Source organism: Niallia sp. NCCP-28 (assembly GCF_023168165.1).
Classification (GTDB): Bacteria; Bacillota; Bacilli; order Bacillales; family Cytobacillaceae; genus Niallia.
Genome location: NZ_BQYJ01000002.1, coordinates 366418 through 385461, shown reverse-complemented (window position 1 = coordinate 385461; position 19044 = coordinate 366418). Strand labels below are relative to the sequence as shown.

The window sequence follows — 19044 nt, the reverse complement described above, 5'->3', positions numbered from 1 at the left end:
TCCAGATTTCTCCTAATCTTTTAGGCTGGAGCCGTACTTCCAGTTAATTGATTTATATCAATTGACAGCAAAAAATAAGAGACATACACTAAAGTTGCATGATTAGCAGCTCTTTAAATGGAGGTATAAAATGAATACTGATACGATTAAGAAAAGATGTGCAAAAAAAGCGCTTGATTTCATCGCAAATGATACTATTATTGGATTAGGAGGGGGCAGCACGATATCTTATTTAATAGAGTACCTTCAGTCTGAACCCCAATTGCGCGTCCAAATTGTAACTCCTTCTAATACAACAAGAATGCTTTGTATCAAAAATAGATTAGAAGTTCTTCCAACAAGCTCTATTTCTAGTATTTCCGTAGCCTTTGATGGCTGTGATGAAGTAGATGAACAGCTATATGCGCTAAAAAGCGGCGGCGGAATACATGCACAGGAAAAACTGATTGCCAGCATGGCAGCAGATTATATCCTATTAGTTGATGAAAGCAAATTTGTTTCTAGTTTAACTTGCCAGCATCCTATCGTTTTAGAAATCCTTCCAGAAAGTTTATGTTATGTAGAAAAGATGATACGGCAATTAGGTGGAGAAACTTCCATACGCAAATCAGCAGAAAAAGATGGTTTTACTATTAGTGATAATGGCAATCTATTAATGGATGTGCATTTTAATCAGGTGGATGATTTTGCTATTTTGCAGCAAACCCTTATAAGTATCTGCGGCGTAATTGAAACATCTTTATTTACAAAAAAAGTAACAAAAGTTTTGCTTGCTACAGAAAATGACTTTCAACTAATCTCTAAAACAACTAATGAGGTGATTTTATGAAAAAATTAAATTGGGCCATATTAGGACCTGGAGCTATTGCAGCGGATTTTGCCCAAGCGCTTAATGAAGTAAATGGAACTGTCTATGCAGTTGGCTCTCGAACCTTAGAAAAAGCAGAACAATTTGCCAAAACACATCAAGTAGAAAAAGCTTTTGGCAGCTATGAGGAAATGCTCCAAGATAAAAATATAGACGTTGTTTATATTTCCACCCCACATTCCAACCACTATGAATATATTTTAAAAAGCTTAGAAAATAATAAACATGTATTGTGCGAAAAGGCCATCACCGTAAACAGCAGCCAACTCCAAAAAATCGTACAATTGGCAGAGAAAAAACAATTGATTGTCGCAGAAGCAATGACTATTTACCACATGCCCTTATATAAAAAATTGCGAGAAATTGTGCAATCGGGAAAAATCGGCAAATTAAAAATGGTAACCGTTAATTTTGGCAGCTGTAAAGAAAATGATGTGTCCAATCGTTTTTTCAACAAAGATTTAGCAGGCGGCGCCCTTTTAGATATTGGTACATATGCCCTTTCCTTTGCAAGATTTTTCCTATCCCAAAAACCAAATGAAATTTTAACAACTATGAAAAAATTCGAAACAGGCGTGGATGAACAATCAGGCATCATCCTTAAAAATGCTGATGAAGAAATGGCTGTCATTACACTGACTATGCGAGCAAGAATGCAAAAACTTGGGGTAGTAGCAGGAGACCTTGGCTATATTACAGTTGATGCATTCCCGCGAGCCGACAAAGCAACAATCACTTATTTAGATGGAACACAAGAAATCATTGAAGCAGGGGATACAAATAAAGCATTATGCTATGAGATTAAAGATATCGAGGAATATATTCACAATAAATCAAGCAAAAAAACACTTGATTTATCTGTTGATGTAATGGAAATTATGACAGATGTAAGAAAGCAATGGGGAATTACGTATTCGTTTGAATGACAAATGCCGGCATATGCTAATTATATTTTCACTTTTTACAAACTAAGTATATAGAAATTTTTCTATTCCAAATAAAAAGGAGAAAGCTGCTAATCATTAATAGGTAACAGCAGCTTTCCCTTTTTATCATGTAGTAAAAAGCAGGAAGACTTCTACCCAAGATTAGAGAAGGGAAAATCAAGGAGAAGATAAACTAGCCCGTAAAATCCCCACGGTTTGTTAGTTTCATCTTATCTTGGCCATCTTTTTTTAGCATCCATTATTGGAGTAAATGGTTCATGGGGCTCCATTTGATACCAATATGCTACTGTAGAAATATCATCTTGCCGTTCAAACAAACCTCGGTGGCTAACGCCTATTTGCTGCACTGTTACACGAATATCCTCTTCAAATCGGATTGGATCCATTACATGCCATCGATAAAATCCTCGCATGGGCGGAGCATCATCATTATGATAATCGTTTACAACAGTATGGTCTTTTGCTGAATAGAATGGATATCCTAAAAAAGGAGTACAGTAGTTAGTCTCATGCATTTTGCCAGCAGAATCATAGGTTGCAAAGCTCCATGCTCCTCCAAAGTAATCTTCTGTGCCTGTTCCACAAATTGTGGGATAATCTTTATCTCCATCCAAATAAAATTTAACTTCTCCTTCTCCCCACCAATAACGTTCTAAAGTGGATAATGCCATATATGTGCCTACATATAAACCTTTTCCTTTTACATTATCTAATATTACATAATCTTTTCCAATTTCAGTTATATGCTGCCTGCGCCACTGTGCATGAAAATATCCAGTTTCAGCAGGTAAACTATCATATAAGCAATAATCAATTTGATAGAAAAAGGCAGGAATAGTTTCCTCACATTGGTTTTCAATTGTAACACGCGCTTTCTTATGAAATGGCATTGAGAAATAACTATTCATGCCTCGATTAGGATTTACAGCTATTGGCATGGAATTGACAAGACATCCTTCCCCAAAGCCACAACAGAAAAAATCACCTAATGGACTTTCTACAGATGGAATATCTTCTCCATCCCAATATATTCTTAATACAAGATCTCTTAACACAAAGGGATTTTTATCATTCACCTTAGATGGAACAGTTATCCAAATATGCTGAATAACACCAGGACCATCTATTTCTCCAAGAAGTACAGTATCTCCAGACTTTATATCTCGAATGCAAGGTGAACCTTTACGAGATGGTCCAAGGTGGCTCGATGCTTTTCCTCCCTCGCCTTTTTGACCAGTAAGATTTTCAGCATTGATTGCCCGAGACCTTCCATTATTAATTAGCGGCAAACCGGATAAACTATTTGCAAATATATTATTCAATGTAATTTCACTCCTTTTATATTGTTTGATTAGTTATTGCTTTACCCCACCAGCTGTTATTCCTTCCATTATATTTTTCTCAAAAATCATAACAAATAAGATGATTGGCAATGTGATAAACCATCCCATAGAACTAATTAGATCCCATGGAACTTCAAAATTGCTCTCCCTCGGTATCGTGGTGATACCTACACTTAATACCTTAATTTTGTAGGAAAAGAATAAGGGAGTAAAAAATTCATTTAAACATTGAATGAAATTTATAATACTGATAGTGGCAATTGCTGGTTTCATTAATGGAAAATAAATCTTAAATAATACTTGCAAATAATTGGCTCCGTCTACTTGAGCTGCTTCTTCCAATGAAGCTGGAATTTGTTTTACAAAATTATAGAGAATTAGTACCGAAAACGGCAGTAAGGAACTTGTATAAAGAATGGTTAATCCTAAGTACGTATCAATTAAATGAACGGACTTCATAAAGTCATATAACGGTCTTGCTGTAATGACAGGTGGAATCAGCGCAGAAAATAATAGTAATTTATATCCCCAGCTAACTCCCTTAGAATAATCGTATCTTGCAAACCCATAGGCGGCGGCAGTCCCAAATATAATAGAAGCAATCAATGAAAAACCTGTAATAATCAGTGTATTAATAGCCATTTCACCAATGCCTAATTGAACAAACAAATCCTTATAATTATGAAAAGTAATATTATTTGGAAAGTAATCAATCGGCGTTTTAAATAAGGATCCTTTTGGTGTAATTGAAGAAATAAATATCCAATACAGAGGGAGTAATATGATTATCGCTACAGCCGCTGTTGATCCCCATCTAACGAAAAAAGATATTTGTCTAACAGTTTTAACGTCCATAATATCCCTCCTAATAATCATTCTTTTTTATCGCAAGCAAACTTAAGCTGCTGATAATTATCATAATTAGGAATAAGCAAACTGCAATAGCCGAGGCATACCCTATATTTAAGTTTGTGAATGCTTCAACAGCAATCCTATATGCCAGTAAACTGGTAGAATCACCAGGACCACCTGTTGTCATTGCATAAACGATGTCATAGCTCACTATTCTCCACATTGTAAAGAAAATACATAAGGTTAATAAATTTTGCATAATGAGTGGAAGTGTAATCGTAAAAAAAGTCCGAAACACACCTGCGCCATCTATTTTAGCTGACTCGTAAATTTCCTCTGGAATAAATTGCAATCCGGCCAAAAGTAAGATCGCAAAAAAGGGAACATCTTTCCATAAATCCACCAAAATAACAGCAAGTCTAGTAGACTCAGGATGTATTAGCCAATCAAATTGGAAATTAGGAAAGAGTTTGCGGATTAAATCATTTACTAAACCATACGTATCATTAAAGGCCCAGCGAGCAGCCAATCCAGTTACTACCATAGGCATAGCCCATGGAATTAAAACAATCGTGCGCAAAAATTTCTTGCCTTTAAATTTCACATTTAATAATTGCGCTAATAAAATTCCTAAAACAATATGAAAAATCATGGATACAACGGTAAAAATAACGGTGAATTCTAATGAAGTGATTATTTTATCATCCTTTAAAATGGCTAAAAAATTATCTAACCCTACAAAAGTTGCTACGCCGCCTTTAAACATATTTATTTCAAAAAGACTATTAATGAAAGTTACAATGATAGGATATATAATAGTAAATCCTCTAATAAGCAAAACCGGCAAAATTAATATCCACGCAATCAGCAATTTATTATGAGAGAATCTGTTCATGATATTCATACAATACTCCCTTCTAGGGTTAGATTGCTCTAACCCCAGCTTTTTTCTTTCTCCCAATTATTATTATTCAGTCAATCGATCAATCTCTTGTTGTGCTTGTTTAACCGCTTCCTCTAAACTAATATCATCAGATACATATTTTTGGAAAATTGCGCCTATTCCATTTACAAATTCCATAGATTGGGGCACTAGCGGTCTGCCTCGAAGTGTGCTGTTGCTAATATAGTTTTTTACACTGTCCAATCCTTTTGCTGTAAAACTAGGATCATTAATTACATCTAATCGAGCGGGCAATCTACCAGACATTTCGCTATACGCCAATTGTCCCTCTTGGCTTGCAATATATTGCAAAACTTTTTTGGAAGCAGCTTTCTTTTCAGAAGACTTATTTAATACAAAGTGCCAGGATGCAATAAACGCATCATTTGTCTCAAATGTTGGCATTGGTTCAATATTTAATTGCTCGGGGCTGAACTTTTTAGCATCTTCAAATGTTGGGATTGCTCCAGTATACATAAAAAGCATTCCGTATTTTCCATCAATAAATTTTTGATTCATTGGATCATATATATCCGCTAATTGTGATAGTGGGGTAACCTTTTCTGTATGTGCTAAATCGTACATGAATTTTAAAGCTTCTTGCGTTTTTGGATTTTCCCAATCAAAATAGTCTCCTCCAAATAAATTAACGAATGTACCTATCTCATTAAAAACATAGCTTTTCTCCCAAGAGCCTCCATAACCATATATTCCATTTTTTGTTGCTGCTTTTGCATATTTTAGAAACTCTTCTTTATTTTTTGGGACATCCATTCCTGCACTTTTTAATATTTGATGGTTTACCCAAAAAGCTAATATTTCCAAATAACTAGGAACAGAATATATACTGCCATTAAATGTTGGGATATCTTTAATATATTGTTCAGAAAAATTCTTTACAATATCTGGTTCCATTACTTCCTTTTCAAGTGGCTCTAAATAGCCTGCTCGTGAAAATGCAGTAATAAGTTCATCATTTACATGCATTAAATCAATAGTATTATCACCAGAGGACAAGATTGTGGTCATTTTAGCTACCATGTCGTCTGGATTAGTTGGTGTTACAATAATATCTAATTTCACTCCAGTTGCTTCTTCAATTTTCTTTTGATAAGCTTTCCATCCCGGTTTGGTTGAATCATTTGTCATTAAGGTAATTGTTTGATTTTTTGTAGAACCCTCCCCATCCTCCTTTTCATTTGTTGACGATTTATTTACCCCAACACATCCAGTCAGAAAAATAGCTGCTAACATTAATACGCTTAAAACAATTCTTAATAATTTTTTTGTACTACTCATTTTAAGTCCCCCTTAAAGTTTTAAAGCGTTTTCATAATTACAAATTTATTATAAAAAATAAGGCAAACTACTTAAATATAATTTCCCATGATAAAAATATAATTTTTATAGAATTTTATATTTCCGTTCCTATTGATTAAAAGAATAATTCTATATACACTTACTTATATAATGTAATCGCTTACCAAGACGCGGAGGGTGATAATTTTGATTTCCCATCTTCTTCAAAAGTTTTCCCCAAAAGTTTTTAGCAGCTTTCGAAGTAAATTATTATTAAGTTTCTTTTTTATGTCTATCGTTCCCCTTCTTTTATTGGGTGTTCTTTCTTACGTACTTTCCTATAATATAGCAAAAAACAAATTATTGGACTCAGTTTCCTATTCTAATAACCAATTAAATGAGATTCTCACAAATCGATTTAACCAAATGGAAAATGCATCAAATATGATGCAATATTATATGTATACATTAATTTTACAATCTCCTTCCTCCCTACCTGAACAGCTTAATACATATAGTGCAGTAAGAAATAATATTGCTAATTTAAAGAATTCATTTCAGTTTGCCAATATCAGTGTTTATACGAATGAAGATTTTTTATTCAGTCATGAAGGAATCACTTTTTTCAATATAAAAGATATTAAAACTCATGGAATTTCAAATCAAGAAATGCATAAAAATATTAATCATTTAAATTGGCATTTATCAAAGAAGATTAAAGAACCATTTATTGTACATCAAACCTATAAAAAAAATAATTATATTTCAGCCTATATTGTGTTTAAAAAACAGAACAGTAGTCAAATTGACTATGCATTTTTTATTGATATTAAAGAATCAGAGATTAATAAAATTTTGCAAGATAGCAGTTCAGATTCAAGTATAAGTAGCTTCCTCATTGATGAAAATGGGCTGATTATTTCTCATCGAAATGAATCACTACTCAGTAAAAAATTAGAAAAGAATCTATTTCTTAAAATAAAAACGGGAACAGAAGAACCTTTTAAATGGAAAAACAAACAATACATCGTAAAATATAATCATGTAACAAATTGGTATGTTATTACAGAGGTACCCAATAAATACATTGTCAGCAACACATTCATTCTAGTAAGCATTTTACTTGCTACAGTAATATTTGTAGTTATTGTCAGCATTTTAAGCAGCTTATTCACTTCTAATGAATTAAGTAAAAAAATTCGCCAATTAGCTAGTATAATGACATCTCTTTCTTTTAACGATTACAAAGATAAACCAATAGCCTTAAAATTGCCAATCAATGAAAATAAAAAATACAAAGATGAATTCGATGATTTAGCCATTGTTTTTAATAAAATGACAAATAAAATAAATGCAAATTTCCAATCACTCTTAGAATTTAAAATTCAAGAAGAAAAAATGAGATTTCAGTTGGAGCAGTCCAAAATAAATCCACATTTTTTATACAACATGCTTGATTCCATAAAAACATGTCAGACACTTGGAAGACTAGAAGATGCCAATAATATGATTATAAGACTCGCAAAATTTTATCGTATGCTATTAAAAAAAGGAGATGAACTTATCTCCATTAAAGATGAAGTAGAAATTGCCACTCTCTATCTAGAAATGGAAAAACTGAATCGAAACCATTCCTTTACATGGCATATTTCCAAAGAAGCTGGGATTGAGCATTTTTTGATACCAAAGTTTGTTCTACAGCCAATTCTAGAGAATTGTATCCACCACGGTATAGATCATACAGATGAAATAACGATACAAATTTCCTTCTTTTATAGAGAAGATAATATCTTTATAACTATTGATGACAACGGAAAAGGAATATCAGCAGCAACATGCAAAAAAATTAATGATGCACTAACTAATAATAATGTTAAAACCAAGCAGCATTTTGGATTGATAAATGTTAATAAACGTCTCTCTATGTTTTCTGAGCATCAGCCTGCTCTTCAAATAGCCAAACGAGACCCTTCTGGAACAAGCGTGACATTATGTTTGCAGCAGATTATTTTAGATGAAGATTTATTTGATTTTTAAGAAAGGAGAATTTTGATGAAAAGAGTGATGATTGTAGATGATAATCAAATTTGTTCAGAAGGAATATGTAAAAATATTAACTGGAAGAGTATAGATGCAGAGATTTGTGGTATTTATACCAATGGAAAAGATGCCTTGTCTCAGTTAGAAAAGATAAAGCCAGATATAATAATCTCTGATATACAAATGCCACAGATGAATGGGATTGAATTAGCCAAAGTAGTTCTAAACAAGTATCCTTTCATTAAAGTAATCTTCATTAGCAGTTACGATGATTTTAACTATGCAAAAGAAGCTATTCGGCTGGATGTATGCGATTATGTCGAAAAGCCAATAGATTATCAATATCTTTTCCAAATCATCCAACAAACTCTTCATAAATCAGATTTAGAAAAAGATACATTAGAACGATTGCAGCAAAGCAAACCTGCTTTAATGGAGAAATTTTTTCTTGATCTAATAAATGCAGGATCAGATTATGCTGAATATACACTAGGTGACCAAGCAGCTTATTTGGATTTAGACTTTTCTGCACAAGAGTATGTTTGTGTTTACATAGACATCCATAAATACCTTGACCAAATGAAACTACTTGGGGTGGAACGGTATCATATGCAAATCTTCCACTATATTAAAACAGTTGAAAATGTTCTTACTAAACAATGCATATGCTACACGATTAATCAAGGAAGCCGACTTATATTTTTAATAGGGAGTATAAATAGAAGAGAAGATGGGCTTATTCCGTATCTTATTAAAAAATTCACGAATATAAAAGAAGATTTTCAGTTTCAATCCTTAACCAAAACAATCGGCATTGGAAATATTGTTCCATCTATTTGGGAAATTTCTCTTTCTTATCAAAATGCCAAACATGCAAATGGATATAAATTTATTTTAGGTGAAGATTCTATTCTTTCCATTCAAGATATTAGACAAAATAATCCTTTTCCTATAGTTTTCCCTTTAGGTGATGAAGAGAAATTCATTAATTTTATTGCACAAAAAGACATAAATTCATTAAAGGATTTTACGAACTTGCTGGAAAAAAGATGGACAAATGATTATTATAATAAAAATGGAATTATTGCTTATGTCTATTCCCTCCTATCAAGATTATTACGCTTTTTGTATGATATCGGTATAGAGGATCAAGAAATCCGTTATGAAATGACAACCATCTTTATGAAATTAGAGGAGCTTCAAACAAGTAAGGAAATATGCAGCTACTTATTTGAAATATGTGTATTTTCATGCCAACTACTAGAAGACTCCGTACAATCTAAACACAAACAAGTAGCGGAGCAAGTCAGCCAATATATTGAGACTCACTACCATGATTTTGAACTTAATTTAAACAAAATTGGGCAATTTATTAATATGAGTTCCTCTTACCTAGGAACCTTATTTAAAAGAACAAAAGGAAAAAGCATTTCCAAGTATATTACGCTTGTAAGAATTAATAAAGCAAAAGAACTACTGAAAAATACAAACTCTCCTATTATGGAGATTAGTGAAAAAGTGGGTTATTCAAACCAATATTATTTCAGTGCTTCCTTTAAAAAAATAACGGGAATTACTCCAAGTGAATTCCGTACAGCTGCAGAAAAAAAGGCCAGCTCCTCATCTCCTTAAAAGATGAGGGCCAGGCTTCCTTTATAGCAATACACTCTGTCTCTTCTTCTCCACATAAAACACCATTTCTTCAAACCCAATTTCCTTTAATGTTTGTTGTACTAGCAAATAATCATCGCCAACTCGTTCCGCTATATGTGCATCTGACCCAAAAGTGACATCTACTCCATAAAATAATGCTCTTTCTAGTATCTCATTAGAAGGATACCAGCCGCCAACATCCTTTGTTTTTCCTGATGTATTTACTTCTATCGCTACGCCAAGTTCACCGATAAGCTTTAAGGTTTCATCAATAATGGGGGTATGAATAGCAGAAAATGGTGGATAATAGCCTTTCATTGCATCAATATGGCCTAATATTTGAAATGCTCCTGTTTTTGCTGATGCTTGGATAAGAGAATAATATGCTTCTTTTTCTTGAATTTGCTGCTCTGCATTTAATAAATCCCAACGGCTTTTATCAAAGATGCTTTTTCTATTTACAGAATGAACCGAGCCAATAATATAATCAAATGGATATTGCCTGAATTGATTTTTATACAATTCAATATGCCTCGGGAAATAATCACTTTCAACGCCAAGCAGCACATGAATTTTATGTTTGTATTTTTCTTTTAGTTTCAGCACTTCTCCTACATAGTTGGCAAAGTCGCTTGTTGCCATAGAATACCTTGGATTAGGATGATCCTGTTCATGGAAAAAAAGTGGCGAATGATCTGAAATCCCTATATAATCTAATCCCTTTTTAATGGCAGACTGAATATAATCTTCTATCGTGCCAATGGCATGGCCGCATCGTTCATTATGTGTATGTAAATCAAATAAAATAGTTGCCATAAAATCATTCCTTTCTGCAATTTTATCTTATGAACAAAAAAAGTGCTGGAAAAACCAAATGAATGGTTCTTTCAACACTTATCATATCATGAATATTTTAAGAATACTTAAGATATAACTCTGACCTGATCTCCCTCAACAACTACCTTTTCATTTTCGCTCAAATTCGTAAAAACAACTGGGGTAATAATGGAAGGGACTTTCGATTTGATGGAAGCGAAATCAATTTCCATTAACTTTTGCCCCTGTTTTATTTTATCTCCATCTTTTACAAAAAGAGTAAATCCTTCTCCTTTTAATGTAACCGTATCGAGTCCAACATGAATCAATATTTCTCTGCCGTTATTGTCTGCTAAACTAATCGCATGTTTTGTCGGGAATACATTCATTACTTGACCATCAATTGGTGAAATCAATACTCCATTAGATGGATCAATCGCAAACCCATCTCCCATCATTTTTTGGGAAAATACTGGATCTGGCACTTCTTCAATTGATAGAATTTTTCCTTCTAAGGGCTGTATGATAGTATTGCTTGCTTCCGTTTTTTCTGGTTTGTTTTTTTTAAAAAGATTTTTAAACATGATTATTCCCTCCCATTAATGCGTGCTTTTTTATATCATTAAAATTCATAATAATATGTTCATTTTATAATAGGACACTAACTCTTGCAATAAATGCGCTATCAATTTCTATCATATGTAGACAAATTACAGCAAATTTATGTCGAAAAAAAATGCAAAACTTATTTATTGATAGACTGCTTAATATATCCACACACACTTAACAATAAAATGATTAATTCATGATTATATTTTGATTATTTTATGATTACATGTTACAATACAGTAGTAATAAATACATATTTTTCTCTTAACCTAATAGAGTACTAGAACAAAATCGTTTATGATGGGAGGAAACTATGGAGGTTGTAACAGCCATTCTCAATCTCGGCCCAAGCGTCATTATGCCGATAATCCTTACTATTATGGGTCTGTTTTTCCGCTTAACATTATATGACTCTTTTCGTTCAGGGTTAATGATTGGCATTGGGTTTATAGGGGTAACCGTTATAACAAATATGCTGTCTGAAAATATCAATACCGTTGTTTCAGGAATAGCAGATAGATTCCATTTGAATTTGAATATTATCGATTTAGGTTGGCCAGTCGCAGCAAATATAGCTTTCCATAGTCTTACAGGAATGCTTATGCTTCCAATTTGCTTACTAGTAAACAGCATCATGATTTATGCTAAATTAACGCGAACTATTAATATTGATCTTTGGAATTATTGGCATTTCGCTTTTACAAGTGTATTTGTCTCCTATGTTACACAATCTGCTGTATTAGGAATTCTTGCAGGCATTTTAGATTTTATGTTAACCATGATAATGGCTGACTTAACTGCACCTTCTGTAAAAAAATACTATCAGCTGCCTAACATTTCGTTTCCAAATGCTTATTCCCTTATGTTTATACCCATTGCAGTTTTTCTTAACCAGCTGATTACCATCATGACCCGCCCTTTTAAAAAGAAACGTAGAAGGATCTCCCTTTCTTTTTCCATTGATCCTATCTTTGTTGGATTATTATTAGGGTTAGCATTAGGCTTGCTTGCAAATTTCACCATGTATGAAACAGCAAAATTATCTGTTGTATTTGCTTCCATGATGCTGCTAATACCAAAGGTGAGTTCTATTCTCGTTGATGGAATCAGACCCATCTCAAACAAATTAGAAGAAAAGATTCTGCAGCAAAAGGATAAGAATCTTTTTATCGGAATGACTCCCTCTCTTGTTATTAATGATAAAAACCTGCTGATTTCAAGCGGCCTGTTAATTCCAATTATTATCCTTTTATCCTTGTTTACTGAAAACAATCAGTTTCTGCCAATCGCAAGTCTCAGCGGTCTTATTTATTTAGTTCCTTTAATCATCTCGATTACAAATGGTTCTATCATTAGGACAGTTGTCATTGGCAGCATTATTTTAGTTATCAGCAATTATCTTATCAGTAAGACTGCAGAGGTTTTTACTGCTTTAGCAAAATCCACCAACATTGCTATTCCATCAGACAGTTTAGTTTCTAGTTTGGATTATGGCAGCAGTCCACTTGTATACTTCCTTACTGAAGCTAATCTATCAAGCTATTTTTTCTTATTTCTAGGTATTTATATTATTGGCTTTATCATGCTGTTTTTCCCCGAACGACAAACAAAATGGAACAAAGAAAAAAAAAGAAAAGTTTCTTAAAATTTGCTTATGATTGTTTTTTTCAAGGGAACACTCCTTATAAATGCCAATAAACTACTATATAAAAATTGGGAGATGACTACTATGCCATTAATACGTTTTGACATGCTAGAAGGACGAACAGAAACAGAAATCACCAAACTATTAGATGTTGCCCATCATGTTATGGTGGAAAGTTTTGAAGTGCCAGAAGGAGATCGTTATCAGCTTGTCAGCCAGCATAAGCCTTATGAAATGATTGTAAAAGATACAGGCTTAGGTTTTGAACGCACAAATGATGTGATTGTCCTGACTGTTACAAGCAGATCGCGAACAACGGAACAAAAACAAAACTTTTATAAACACTTAACGGAAGCACTACAAAAAGAATGCGGAATTGATCCAAAAGATGTTATGGTATCATTTGTAATCAATGATGACGAAGACTGGAGCTTTGGTTTTGGCAGAGCCCAATTTTTAACTGGTGAATTATAAAAGCAAAAAAACAGACTGTGAATAGTCTGTTTTTTTGTTTGAAATTTTCCTGCTTATGTCGTCTTCTGCGCTCACCTGTTTCAGCTGTCCTCTCACCTTTATTCGCCGTTCTCCATCAGGGCTCAATAAGCATAAAAAGCTACTAGTGTTGCAAACACTAGTAGCTTTTTATCCAATATCATCTATTCACCTGCAAGGCTTTTTGTGCTGTACCAAACTCAGCAATTTTCTTTTTAACTGTTTCTTTCACAGCTTCTTTTCCTGGTGTTGTAATAGCACGTGCGTCATAAGTAGTTGTGTCATCTGCTAATTTTTCACGAACTGCTTTTGCCCACGCTTGCAAACATTCTGTGTTTACATTAATTTTGGCATGCCCTAATTCAATTGCTTTTTTCAACTGATATTCAGGAATGCCAGAACCTCCATGCAGCACAAGCGGAATTCCTGTCAACTCAGAAATCTGCTTCATTTCATCAAATCCAAGTACTGGTTCCCCTTGATATGGCCCATGAACAGATCCAAGAGCTGCTGCTAAAGCATCAACGCCAGTTTCATTTACTAAGCGGAGACATTCCATTGGGTCCGCATATGAAATGCCGCCAACCAGACCATCTTCCATTCCTCCGACTGTGCCTACTTCGGCTTCTACAGAAACGCCGTACTTTTTTGCATAGTCTACTACTTCTTTTGTCATTTTAATATTCTCTTCAATGGAAAAATGGGAACCATCAATCATCACAGAACTGAAACCTGCGTCAATTGCTTGTTTGCAGCGTTCCACACTCATGCCATGATCCAAATGTAGTGCAACTGGAACCGTTATATTTAATTCTTTAACCAGTTCTTTTACCCCTGATGCAATAGTTTGGAAACCGCCTAAATAATCTACTAATCGATCAGAAGCGGCTACAATGACTGGTGCCTGCTCTTCCTGTGAGGCTTGAAGAATTGCTTGAACCCATTGAAAGCTATTCATATTATATTGCCCAACAGCATATTTTCCGTCTTTTGCCTTTATAAGCATTTCACGCATAGAAACAATTGTCATTGCTTACACCCCCTTGGATATTTAACTTTCCATTAAAAACTTACTATTTAAACTTATTAACCTTTTAATATACCTTTTCTACTTCAAAATACTTGGATACAACTTGAATCGTTGTTTCTTTAGCTGTTTTGATTACTTCTTCTGCATCTAGCTGATAATATTCAGGCCGGAAAATTTCAACAGACACATGCTCATGAATGCCTTTTTCCTTTAGGATAGCAAGAATGCTGTCTAAATCGATGGCACCATGGCCTGGATATACACGATCTTCATCTAATAGGATTCCTGGCATATAGTCATCCACATCATTGATATGGAAAATAAAGATTTTGCTTCCATCTGTATTTCTTAAATCCTCCAATGTAGAATTCATTGCATAAAACTGGAATGTATCAAATACAATTCCTACATTATCGCGATTTACAGCTTCTACAATTTCATTGGCAAATGCCAGCGTATTAACTGTTGCATGAGGATGGCCGATAAATTCTAAAGCCAATTTAACTCCATATGGTTCTGCAAGATCAGACAATTCTGTCAGCACTTCTACACAGCTTTCTTTAATGGCAGATTTTTTGATTTTCTTTTCTGTTACAGTCGGCACTACAACAATTTTATCCACCTTTAAAGTTTTTGCTATTTCCAGCATATCCTTAAATTCAGCAACAACTTTTGCATATTCTTCTTCTGTACGGTTATTAAAAAAGACAAGGGCATTCAAAGAAAGTGGTTTAATATGATGAGTTTCAAAAAATTGCACCAACTCATCCATTGTATGTGTTTCCAAGTATTCTACTAATTTATCAATAGAACGAATTTCAATATAATCATAGCCATGTTTTTCGCATAATTCCAAATCCAGCGCTAATGTAGAGTTTTCTAAAGTTGTCCCTTGATTTATCCCAATTTTCATTGTTCTTCTCTCCTTGCCCCATAAAATATAGATTCTTAAATATTTAATTTCAAGCCTTCTCTGATAGATTTTAATGTTAATTCATTTGACCATTCTGGCTTATCAGGGTAGGCAAACACAGAATTTGTCACGATGCCATCAAATTTAAATTCTCTTAATTTGCGGTACAGTGTGTCAAAATCAATTTCTCCTTCGCCAGGATTTAAATGCTGATGGATGGTTACATTGGCATTTGGCGGATTGACAATATAACGCAATCCAAATGCTGCTTTATGGTTAAGTGTATCTGCAATCAACACATGTGCTAATAGATCTTTTGCTTCATCCAGTTGTTTTGCAATATCGCCGATTCCATCATCATAAAAGAATGCATGGGCAACTGAATAAACTAGTTTAATCCAATCTTTATCTAATGCACGGATCATTCGAACTGCTTCAATATTCAGCTCAATGAAATCATTTGGATGAGATTGAAGATTTAAGTTGATTCCTTCTTTTTCAAATAATGGCATTAATTCTTCCATAGAGCGGACAAATGCTGCTTCACTTTCTACTGGACGGCTTTTGTCTCCGGCAAATTCACTGTTCATTAAGTCTACGCCTAGTTCTGATGTAATTTCAATGCAGCGTTTCCAGTTTCTCACTGCCGCTTGACGTTCTAATTCATCTGGAGAAGACCACTGCTGAACAGGCAGTACAGAAGAGATTTTTACTCCTGCATCCAAACAGTATCTTTTTAAATCTTTAATCAATTGTCTATCTACTTTTGGATATTCATAAAACCAGATAAAGTCTTTGCGTGGAGAAAATTCTACATATTCATAACCAAGTCTTGCAACATTATCAATCGTTTCTTTTAGCCCAGTATTATCACGGTAATGGGACGGATCATAAGCTAAGCGCATTTTTTGTTCCTCTTTTCTATGTAATTTTTTATATGGATTTTATTTCTGGGGCACCTAGAGGAAAATTGCTCTAGGCGCCTATTCCTTTTTGCTGCCAACAGCTTAAACGCTTGCTGTTTTTAAGCTGTTTTTATAAAAATCTGGTTGTTCTTTTAACACGACGTCTTCTTTTTGGCCAGATTCTTGTGCTTTAAGGCAAGCATCTGCTGTTACTTGGGCAATATAGCCATCCCAGGCAGTTGGTCCATTCGGTTCGCCATTGTCTCTAATAGAATCCATAAAGTGCTGCAGCTCTACATCGTAGGCATCAATAAAACGATCTTTCCAATCCATTAGGATATTAGCCCCTAATGTTGCTTTTTTGCGATGTGTGATGCTTGCCACTTCTGGAAGCTTGACAATACCTTCTTCTCCTACCACTTCACATTGAATATCGTAGCCATATTGGCAGTTCACTGAAATTTCTACATTAATGATGATGCCTGTTTCTGTTTCTAAAATGACCATTTGCGGATCTCTTAACCCTTGGTGTGCATATTTGTTTTTCTTAGGGAATAATACTTGTACAGATTTATAATCATCATTCACTAACCAGTGCAATACATCAATTTCATGAATTAAAGTATCGGAAATAGCCATATCTGTTGAATAAGCTTCGCCTACAGTTGGATTTCTGTGTGCACAATGCAGCATTAATGGCTCCCCAATAAAGTTATTATCGATTGCTTCTTTTAATTGCACATATCCGCTGTCATAGCGGCGCATAAAGCCAACTTGCACTAATTTTTTGCCGTGTTTCATTTCTGCTTCCACAATTCTCATGCAGCCTTCAGCAGTTGTCGCCAATGGCTTTTCGCAGAATACATACTTTCCTGCTTCAATGGCTTTTAATACGCTGCCTTCATGGGCAGGCCCCCAGCTTGTCACAAATACTGCATCAACATTTCCTTCTGCAATAAGTGTTGCATCATCAGGGAAAACAGTTGCATTTAAACCATATTGTTCTACTGATTGTTTGGCAGATTCTTGATTAACATCTGTAACAGCGACAATTTCCCCGCCGGATAATGTATTTGTAATTCTTTTAATATGTTCTCTTCCGATTGCTCCAGTTCCAATTACCCCAATTTTTAAAGCCATGATAGATTCCTCCTAATAATTTTTAATATTTCAATCAATAGTTTAAACGTTTTCAGTACACGCTTACATTTATTGGTGTTCCATCTTTTTATTTTGCTGCTTTAATCGATTCATCAGTATTAGCATCTTTATTATAATTGCGGAAATAAGTTTCTAGCTCTTCTAAAGAACGATCCTTTGTTTCCGGCAAGAATTTTTTCACAAATGCAATAGCTCCTAAGCCTAAAATAACAAATATGAAGAAAGTTGCAGATAGTCCTATGCCAGCCATTAAAACCGGGAACAGCAACCCAACAAAGAAATTAACAATCCATAAGCAGAATACAGTCACACCCATTCCCAACCCTCTTAACTTTTGCGGGAAAATTTCAGAAAGCATTAACCAAGTTACTGGTGAAATAGCTCCTTGTTGGAATGCTAGGAATGTAACCGTTAATGAAAGAACAATATATGGCAATGCTTGTGTTCCTTCCATAGTCAATGAGAAAATACCAATTAATAATAGTGCGGATGTTGTTCCAATCAATCCTGTTAAAAGCATTGGGCGACGACCAACTTTTCCAAGAAGCCAAATCCCTACAAATGTTGCCAATACAGAGATAACACCGTTTGCAATATTACCGATAAGTGCAGCTTGCATACCAAATCCTGCATTTTTCAAAATTTCTGTTCCATAGTACATGATAGAATTTACACCAGTTATTTGCTGTACAACTGCAATTCCTAAACCAATAAACAAAATGCGGCGAACCCATGGTACATTTAAATCTTTTAATGTTGCTTTTTCTGTTTTTGATTCGTTTGCAAGAGATTTTTCAATTTCCTTTAATTCTTCTTTTGCTCTTTGTTCTTCCCTAACTTGTCTAAGGACTCTTGATGCATCTCCTATTTTTCCTTTGGATGCAAGCCAGCGCGGACTCTCAGGCACAATTAACATGCCGAACCATAACAATACTGCAGGTAGCGATGCAATAACAAGCATATATCTCCAAACATGTGCCGTGTCACCTAAAGCGCTTCCTAAAATAGCGTTGAATGTGAATGCAAGCAATTGTCCTGTGACAATCATCAGCTCATTCTGTGTTACCATCCGCCCCCGCTTTTCAGCTGGAGACATTTCTGCTAAAAATGTCGGCACTGTTACAGATGCTCCCCCTACAGCAAGGCCAAGCAAGAAACGAAAGGCAATCATGACAGTTGTATTTGGTGCAAAAGTGCATCCTAATGTTGCAATAAAGAATAACACAGCTAAATATAAAATATTTTTTCTGCGGCCCTTGCTATCCGATAATCTACCTCCAAATACGGCTCCAAGCGCTGCTCCAAAAAGGAGGGAACTTGCTACAAGCCCTTCTGTAAATGGAGTTAAATTCAGCTGATCTTTTTCTGACATAAATGGCAGTGCACCATTGATAACGCCTGTATCATAACCAAACAATAATCCGCCAAAAGTTGATATAATGGTAATTTTCTTTAAAAACTTTTTATTTGAGCCGTTATTTTGTAAAGCTTGACCCTGAACCACATTCCCATTTGCCATTCCGCTCAT

The 19044-nt window shown here is 34.4% G+C and carries 17 protein-coding genes; 6 read left to right on the top strand and 11 right to left on the bottom strand.

All coding sequences use genetic code 11. The annotated features are described in order from the left end of the window. Nucleotides 1-130: 130 nt before the first annotated feature. Together rpiA and NCCP28_RS06665 are read left to right on the top strand one after the other, a co-directional pair. On the top strand, nucleotides 131-829 hold the full coding sequence (rpiA, locus tag NCCP28_RS06670) for a ribose 5-phosphate isomerase A (protein ID WP_248560619.1): 699 nt from the start codon (nucleotides 131-133) through the stop codon (nucleotides 827-829). Further along, the gene (locus NCCP28_RS06665) at nucleotides 826-1794 is read left to right on the top strand and encodes a Gfo/Idh/MocA family protein (RefSeq protein ID WP_248560618.1); all 969 of its coding nucleotides are present in this window, start codon (nucleotides 826-828) and stop codon (nucleotides 1792-1794) included. Before rpiA ends, NCCP28_RS06665 begins: the two co-directional genes overlap by 4 nt. 230 nt (nucleotides 1795-2024) lie before the next feature. Here NCCP28_RS06665 and NCCP28_RS06660 read toward each other — a convergent pair whose 3' ends face one another. The 4 genes from NCCP28_RS06660 to NCCP28_RS06645 form a co-directional block, all read right to left on the bottom strand. Then, complete coding sequence (locus tag NCCP28_RS06660; RefSeq protein ID WP_248560617.1) at nucleotides 2025-3137, bottom strand: glycoside hydrolase family 172 protein; 1113 nt, start codon at nucleotides 3135-3137, stop codon at nucleotides 2025-2027. Nucleotides 3138-3170: 33 nt separating this feature from the next. Continuing rightward, on the bottom strand, nucleotides 3171-4013 hold the full coding sequence (locus NCCP28_RS06655) for a carbohydrate ABC transporter permease (protein WP_248560616.1): 843 nt from the start codon (nucleotides 4011-4013) through the stop codon (nucleotides 3171-3173). 10 nt (nucleotides 4014-4023) lie between these two features. Continuing rightward, nucleotides 4024-4914, bottom strand: coding sequence for a carbohydrate ABC transporter permease (locus tag NCCP28_RS06650; RefSeq protein WP_248560615.1), 891 nt, complete (start codon nucleotides 4912-4914; stop codon nucleotides 4024-4026). Nucleotides 4915-4977: 63 nt separating this feature from the next. Beyond that, entirely contained in the window at nucleotides 4978-6252 is a 1275-nt protein-coding gene (locus NCCP28_RS06645) for an ABC transporter substrate-binding protein (protein ID WP_248560614.1), read from the bottom strand. Nucleotides 6253-6459: 207 nt separating this feature from the next. On the opposite strand from NCCP28_RS06645, the gene NCCP28_RS06640 reads away from it, so the two are divergent. Next, complete coding sequence (locus NCCP28_RS06640; protein ID WP_248560613.1) at nucleotides 6460-8289, top strand: sensor histidine kinase; 1830 nt, start codon at nucleotides 6460-6462, stop codon at nucleotides 8287-8289. A 15-nt stretch (nucleotides 8290-8304) separates the two neighbouring features. Further along, nucleotides 8305-9924: a response regulator gene (locus tag NCCP28_RS06635; RefSeq protein WP_248560612.1), complete on the top strand. Its 1620-nt coding sequence runs from the start codon at nucleotides 8305-8307 to the stop codon at nucleotides 9922-9924. Nucleotides 9925-9945: 21 nt separating this feature from the next. On the opposite strand, the gene NCCP28_RS06630 is transcribed toward NCCP28_RS06635, so the two are convergent. Both NCCP28_RS06630 and NCCP28_RS06625 read right to left on the bottom strand, forming a co-directional pair. Next, entirely contained in the window at nucleotides 9946-10752 is an 807-nt protein-coding gene (locus NCCP28_RS06630; RefSeq protein ID WP_248561113.1) for a histidinol-phosphatase, read from the bottom strand. Nucleotides 10753-10868: 116 nt separating this feature from the next. After that, complete coding sequence (locus NCCP28_RS06625) at nucleotides 10869-11345, bottom strand: PTS sugar transporter subunit IIA (protein ID WP_248560611.1); 477 nt, start codon at nucleotides 11343-11345, stop codon at nucleotides 10869-10871. A 338-nt stretch (nucleotides 11346-11683) separates the two neighbouring features. Between NCCP28_RS06625 and NCCP28_RS06620 the strand changes: the two genes are divergently transcribed. After that, entirely contained in the window at nucleotides 11684-13015 is a 1332-nt protein-coding gene (locus NCCP28_RS06620) for a PTS transporter subunit IIC (RefSeq protein WP_248560610.1), read from the top strand. 84 nt (nucleotides 13016-13099) lie between these two features. After that, a complete protein-coding gene (locus NCCP28_RS06615; protein ID WP_248560609.1) occupies nucleotides 13100-13489 on the top strand; it encodes a tautomerase family protein in 390 nt (129 codons plus the stop codon). Nucleotides 13490-13667: 178 nt separating this feature from the next. On the opposite strand, the gene fba is transcribed toward NCCP28_RS06615, so the two are convergent. The 5 genes from fba to NCCP28_RS06590 all read right to left on the bottom strand — a co-directional run bounded on the left by fba (nucleotide 13668) and on the right by NCCP28_RS06590 (nucleotide 19035). Beyond that, nucleotides 13668-14537 (bottom strand): class II fructose-1,6-bisphosphate aldolase, encoded by an 870-nt coding sequence (gene fba / locus NCCP28_RS06610; protein ID WP_248560608.1) that lies wholly within the window; start codon nucleotides 14535-14537, stop codon nucleotides 13668-13670. Nucleotides 14538-14601: 64 nt separating this feature from the next. Then, the gene (locus tag NCCP28_RS06605; protein WP_248560607.1) at nucleotides 14602-15450 is read right to left on the bottom strand and encodes a sugar phosphate isomerase/epimerase family protein; all 849 of its coding nucleotides are present in this window, start codon (nucleotides 15448-15450) and stop codon (nucleotides 14602-14604) included. 35 nt (nucleotides 15451-15485) lie between these two features. Further along, the gene (locus NCCP28_RS06600) at nucleotides 15486-16355 is read right to left on the bottom strand and encodes a sugar phosphate isomerase/epimerase family protein (protein WP_248560606.1); all 870 of its coding nucleotides are present in this window, start codon (nucleotides 16353-16355) and stop codon (nucleotides 15486-15488) included. A 102-nt stretch (nucleotides 16356-16457) separates the two neighbouring features. Beyond that, nucleotides 16458-17495: a bifunctional inositol 2-dehydrogenase/D-chiro-inositol 1-dehydrogenase gene (iolG, locus tag NCCP28_RS06595; protein ID WP_248560605.1), complete on the bottom strand. Its 1038-nt coding sequence runs from the start codon at nucleotides 17493-17495 to the stop codon at nucleotides 16458-16460. 88 nt (nucleotides 17496-17583) lie between these two features. Next, a complete protein-coding gene (locus NCCP28_RS06590) occupies nucleotides 17584-19035 on the bottom strand; it encodes a sugar porter family MFS transporter (protein ID WP_248560604.1) in 1452 nt (483 codons plus the stop codon). Nucleotides 19036-19044 lie beyond the last annotated feature (9 nt).

Coding starts and splice junctions, on each gene's coding strand:
- NCCP28_RS06665 (WP_248560618.1), top strand. CDS start 826: ATGAAAAAATTAAATTGGGCCATATTAGGACCTGGAGCTATTGCAGCG.
- fba (WP_248560608.1), bottom strand. CDS start 14,537: ATGACAATTGTTTCTATGCGTGAAATGCTTATAAAGGCAAAAGACGGA.
- NCCP28_RS06620 (WP_248560610.1), top strand. CDS start 11,684: ATGGAGGTTGTAACAGCCATTCTCAATCTCGGCCCAAGCGTCATTATG.
- NCCP28_RS06600 (WP_248560606.1), bottom strand. CDS start 16,355: ATGCGCTTAGCTTATGATCCGTCCCATTACCGTGATAATACTGGGCTA.
- rpiA (WP_248560619.1), top strand. CDS start 131: ATGAATACTGATACGATTAAGAAAAGATGTGCAAAAAAAGCGCTTGAT.
- NCCP28_RS06590 (WP_248560604.1), bottom strand. CDS start 19,035: ATGGCAAATGGGAATGTGGTTCAGGGTCAAGCTTTACAAAATAACGGC.
- NCCP28_RS06615 (WP_248560609.1), top strand. CDS start 13,100: ATGCCATTAATACGTTTTGACATGCTAGAAGGACGAACAGAAACAGAA.
- NCCP28_RS06625 (WP_248560611.1), bottom strand. CDS start 11,345: ATGTTTAAAAATCTTTTTAAAAAAAACAAACCAGAAAAAACGGAAGCA.
- iolG (WP_248560605.1), bottom strand. CDS start 17,495: ATGGCTTTAAAAATTGGGGTAATTGGAACTGGAGCAATCGGAAGAGAA.
- NCCP28_RS06635 (WP_248560612.1), top strand. CDS start 8,305: ATGAAAAGAGTGATGATTGTAGATGATAATCAAATTTGTTCAGAAGGA.
- NCCP28_RS06655 (WP_248560616.1), bottom strand. CDS start 4,013: ATGGACGTTAAAACTGTTAGACAAATATCTTTTTTCGTTAGATGGGGA.
- NCCP28_RS06645 (WP_248560614.1), bottom strand. CDS start 6,252: ATGAGTAGTACAAAAAAATTATTAAGAATTGTTTTAAGCGTATTAATG.
- NCCP28_RS06650 (WP_248560615.1), bottom strand. CDS start 4,914: ATGAATATCATGAACAGATTCTCTCATAATAAATTGCTGATTGCGTGG.
- NCCP28_RS06605 (WP_248560607.1), bottom strand. CDS start 15,450: ATGAAAATTGGGATAAATCAAGGGACAACTTTAGAAAACTCTACATTA.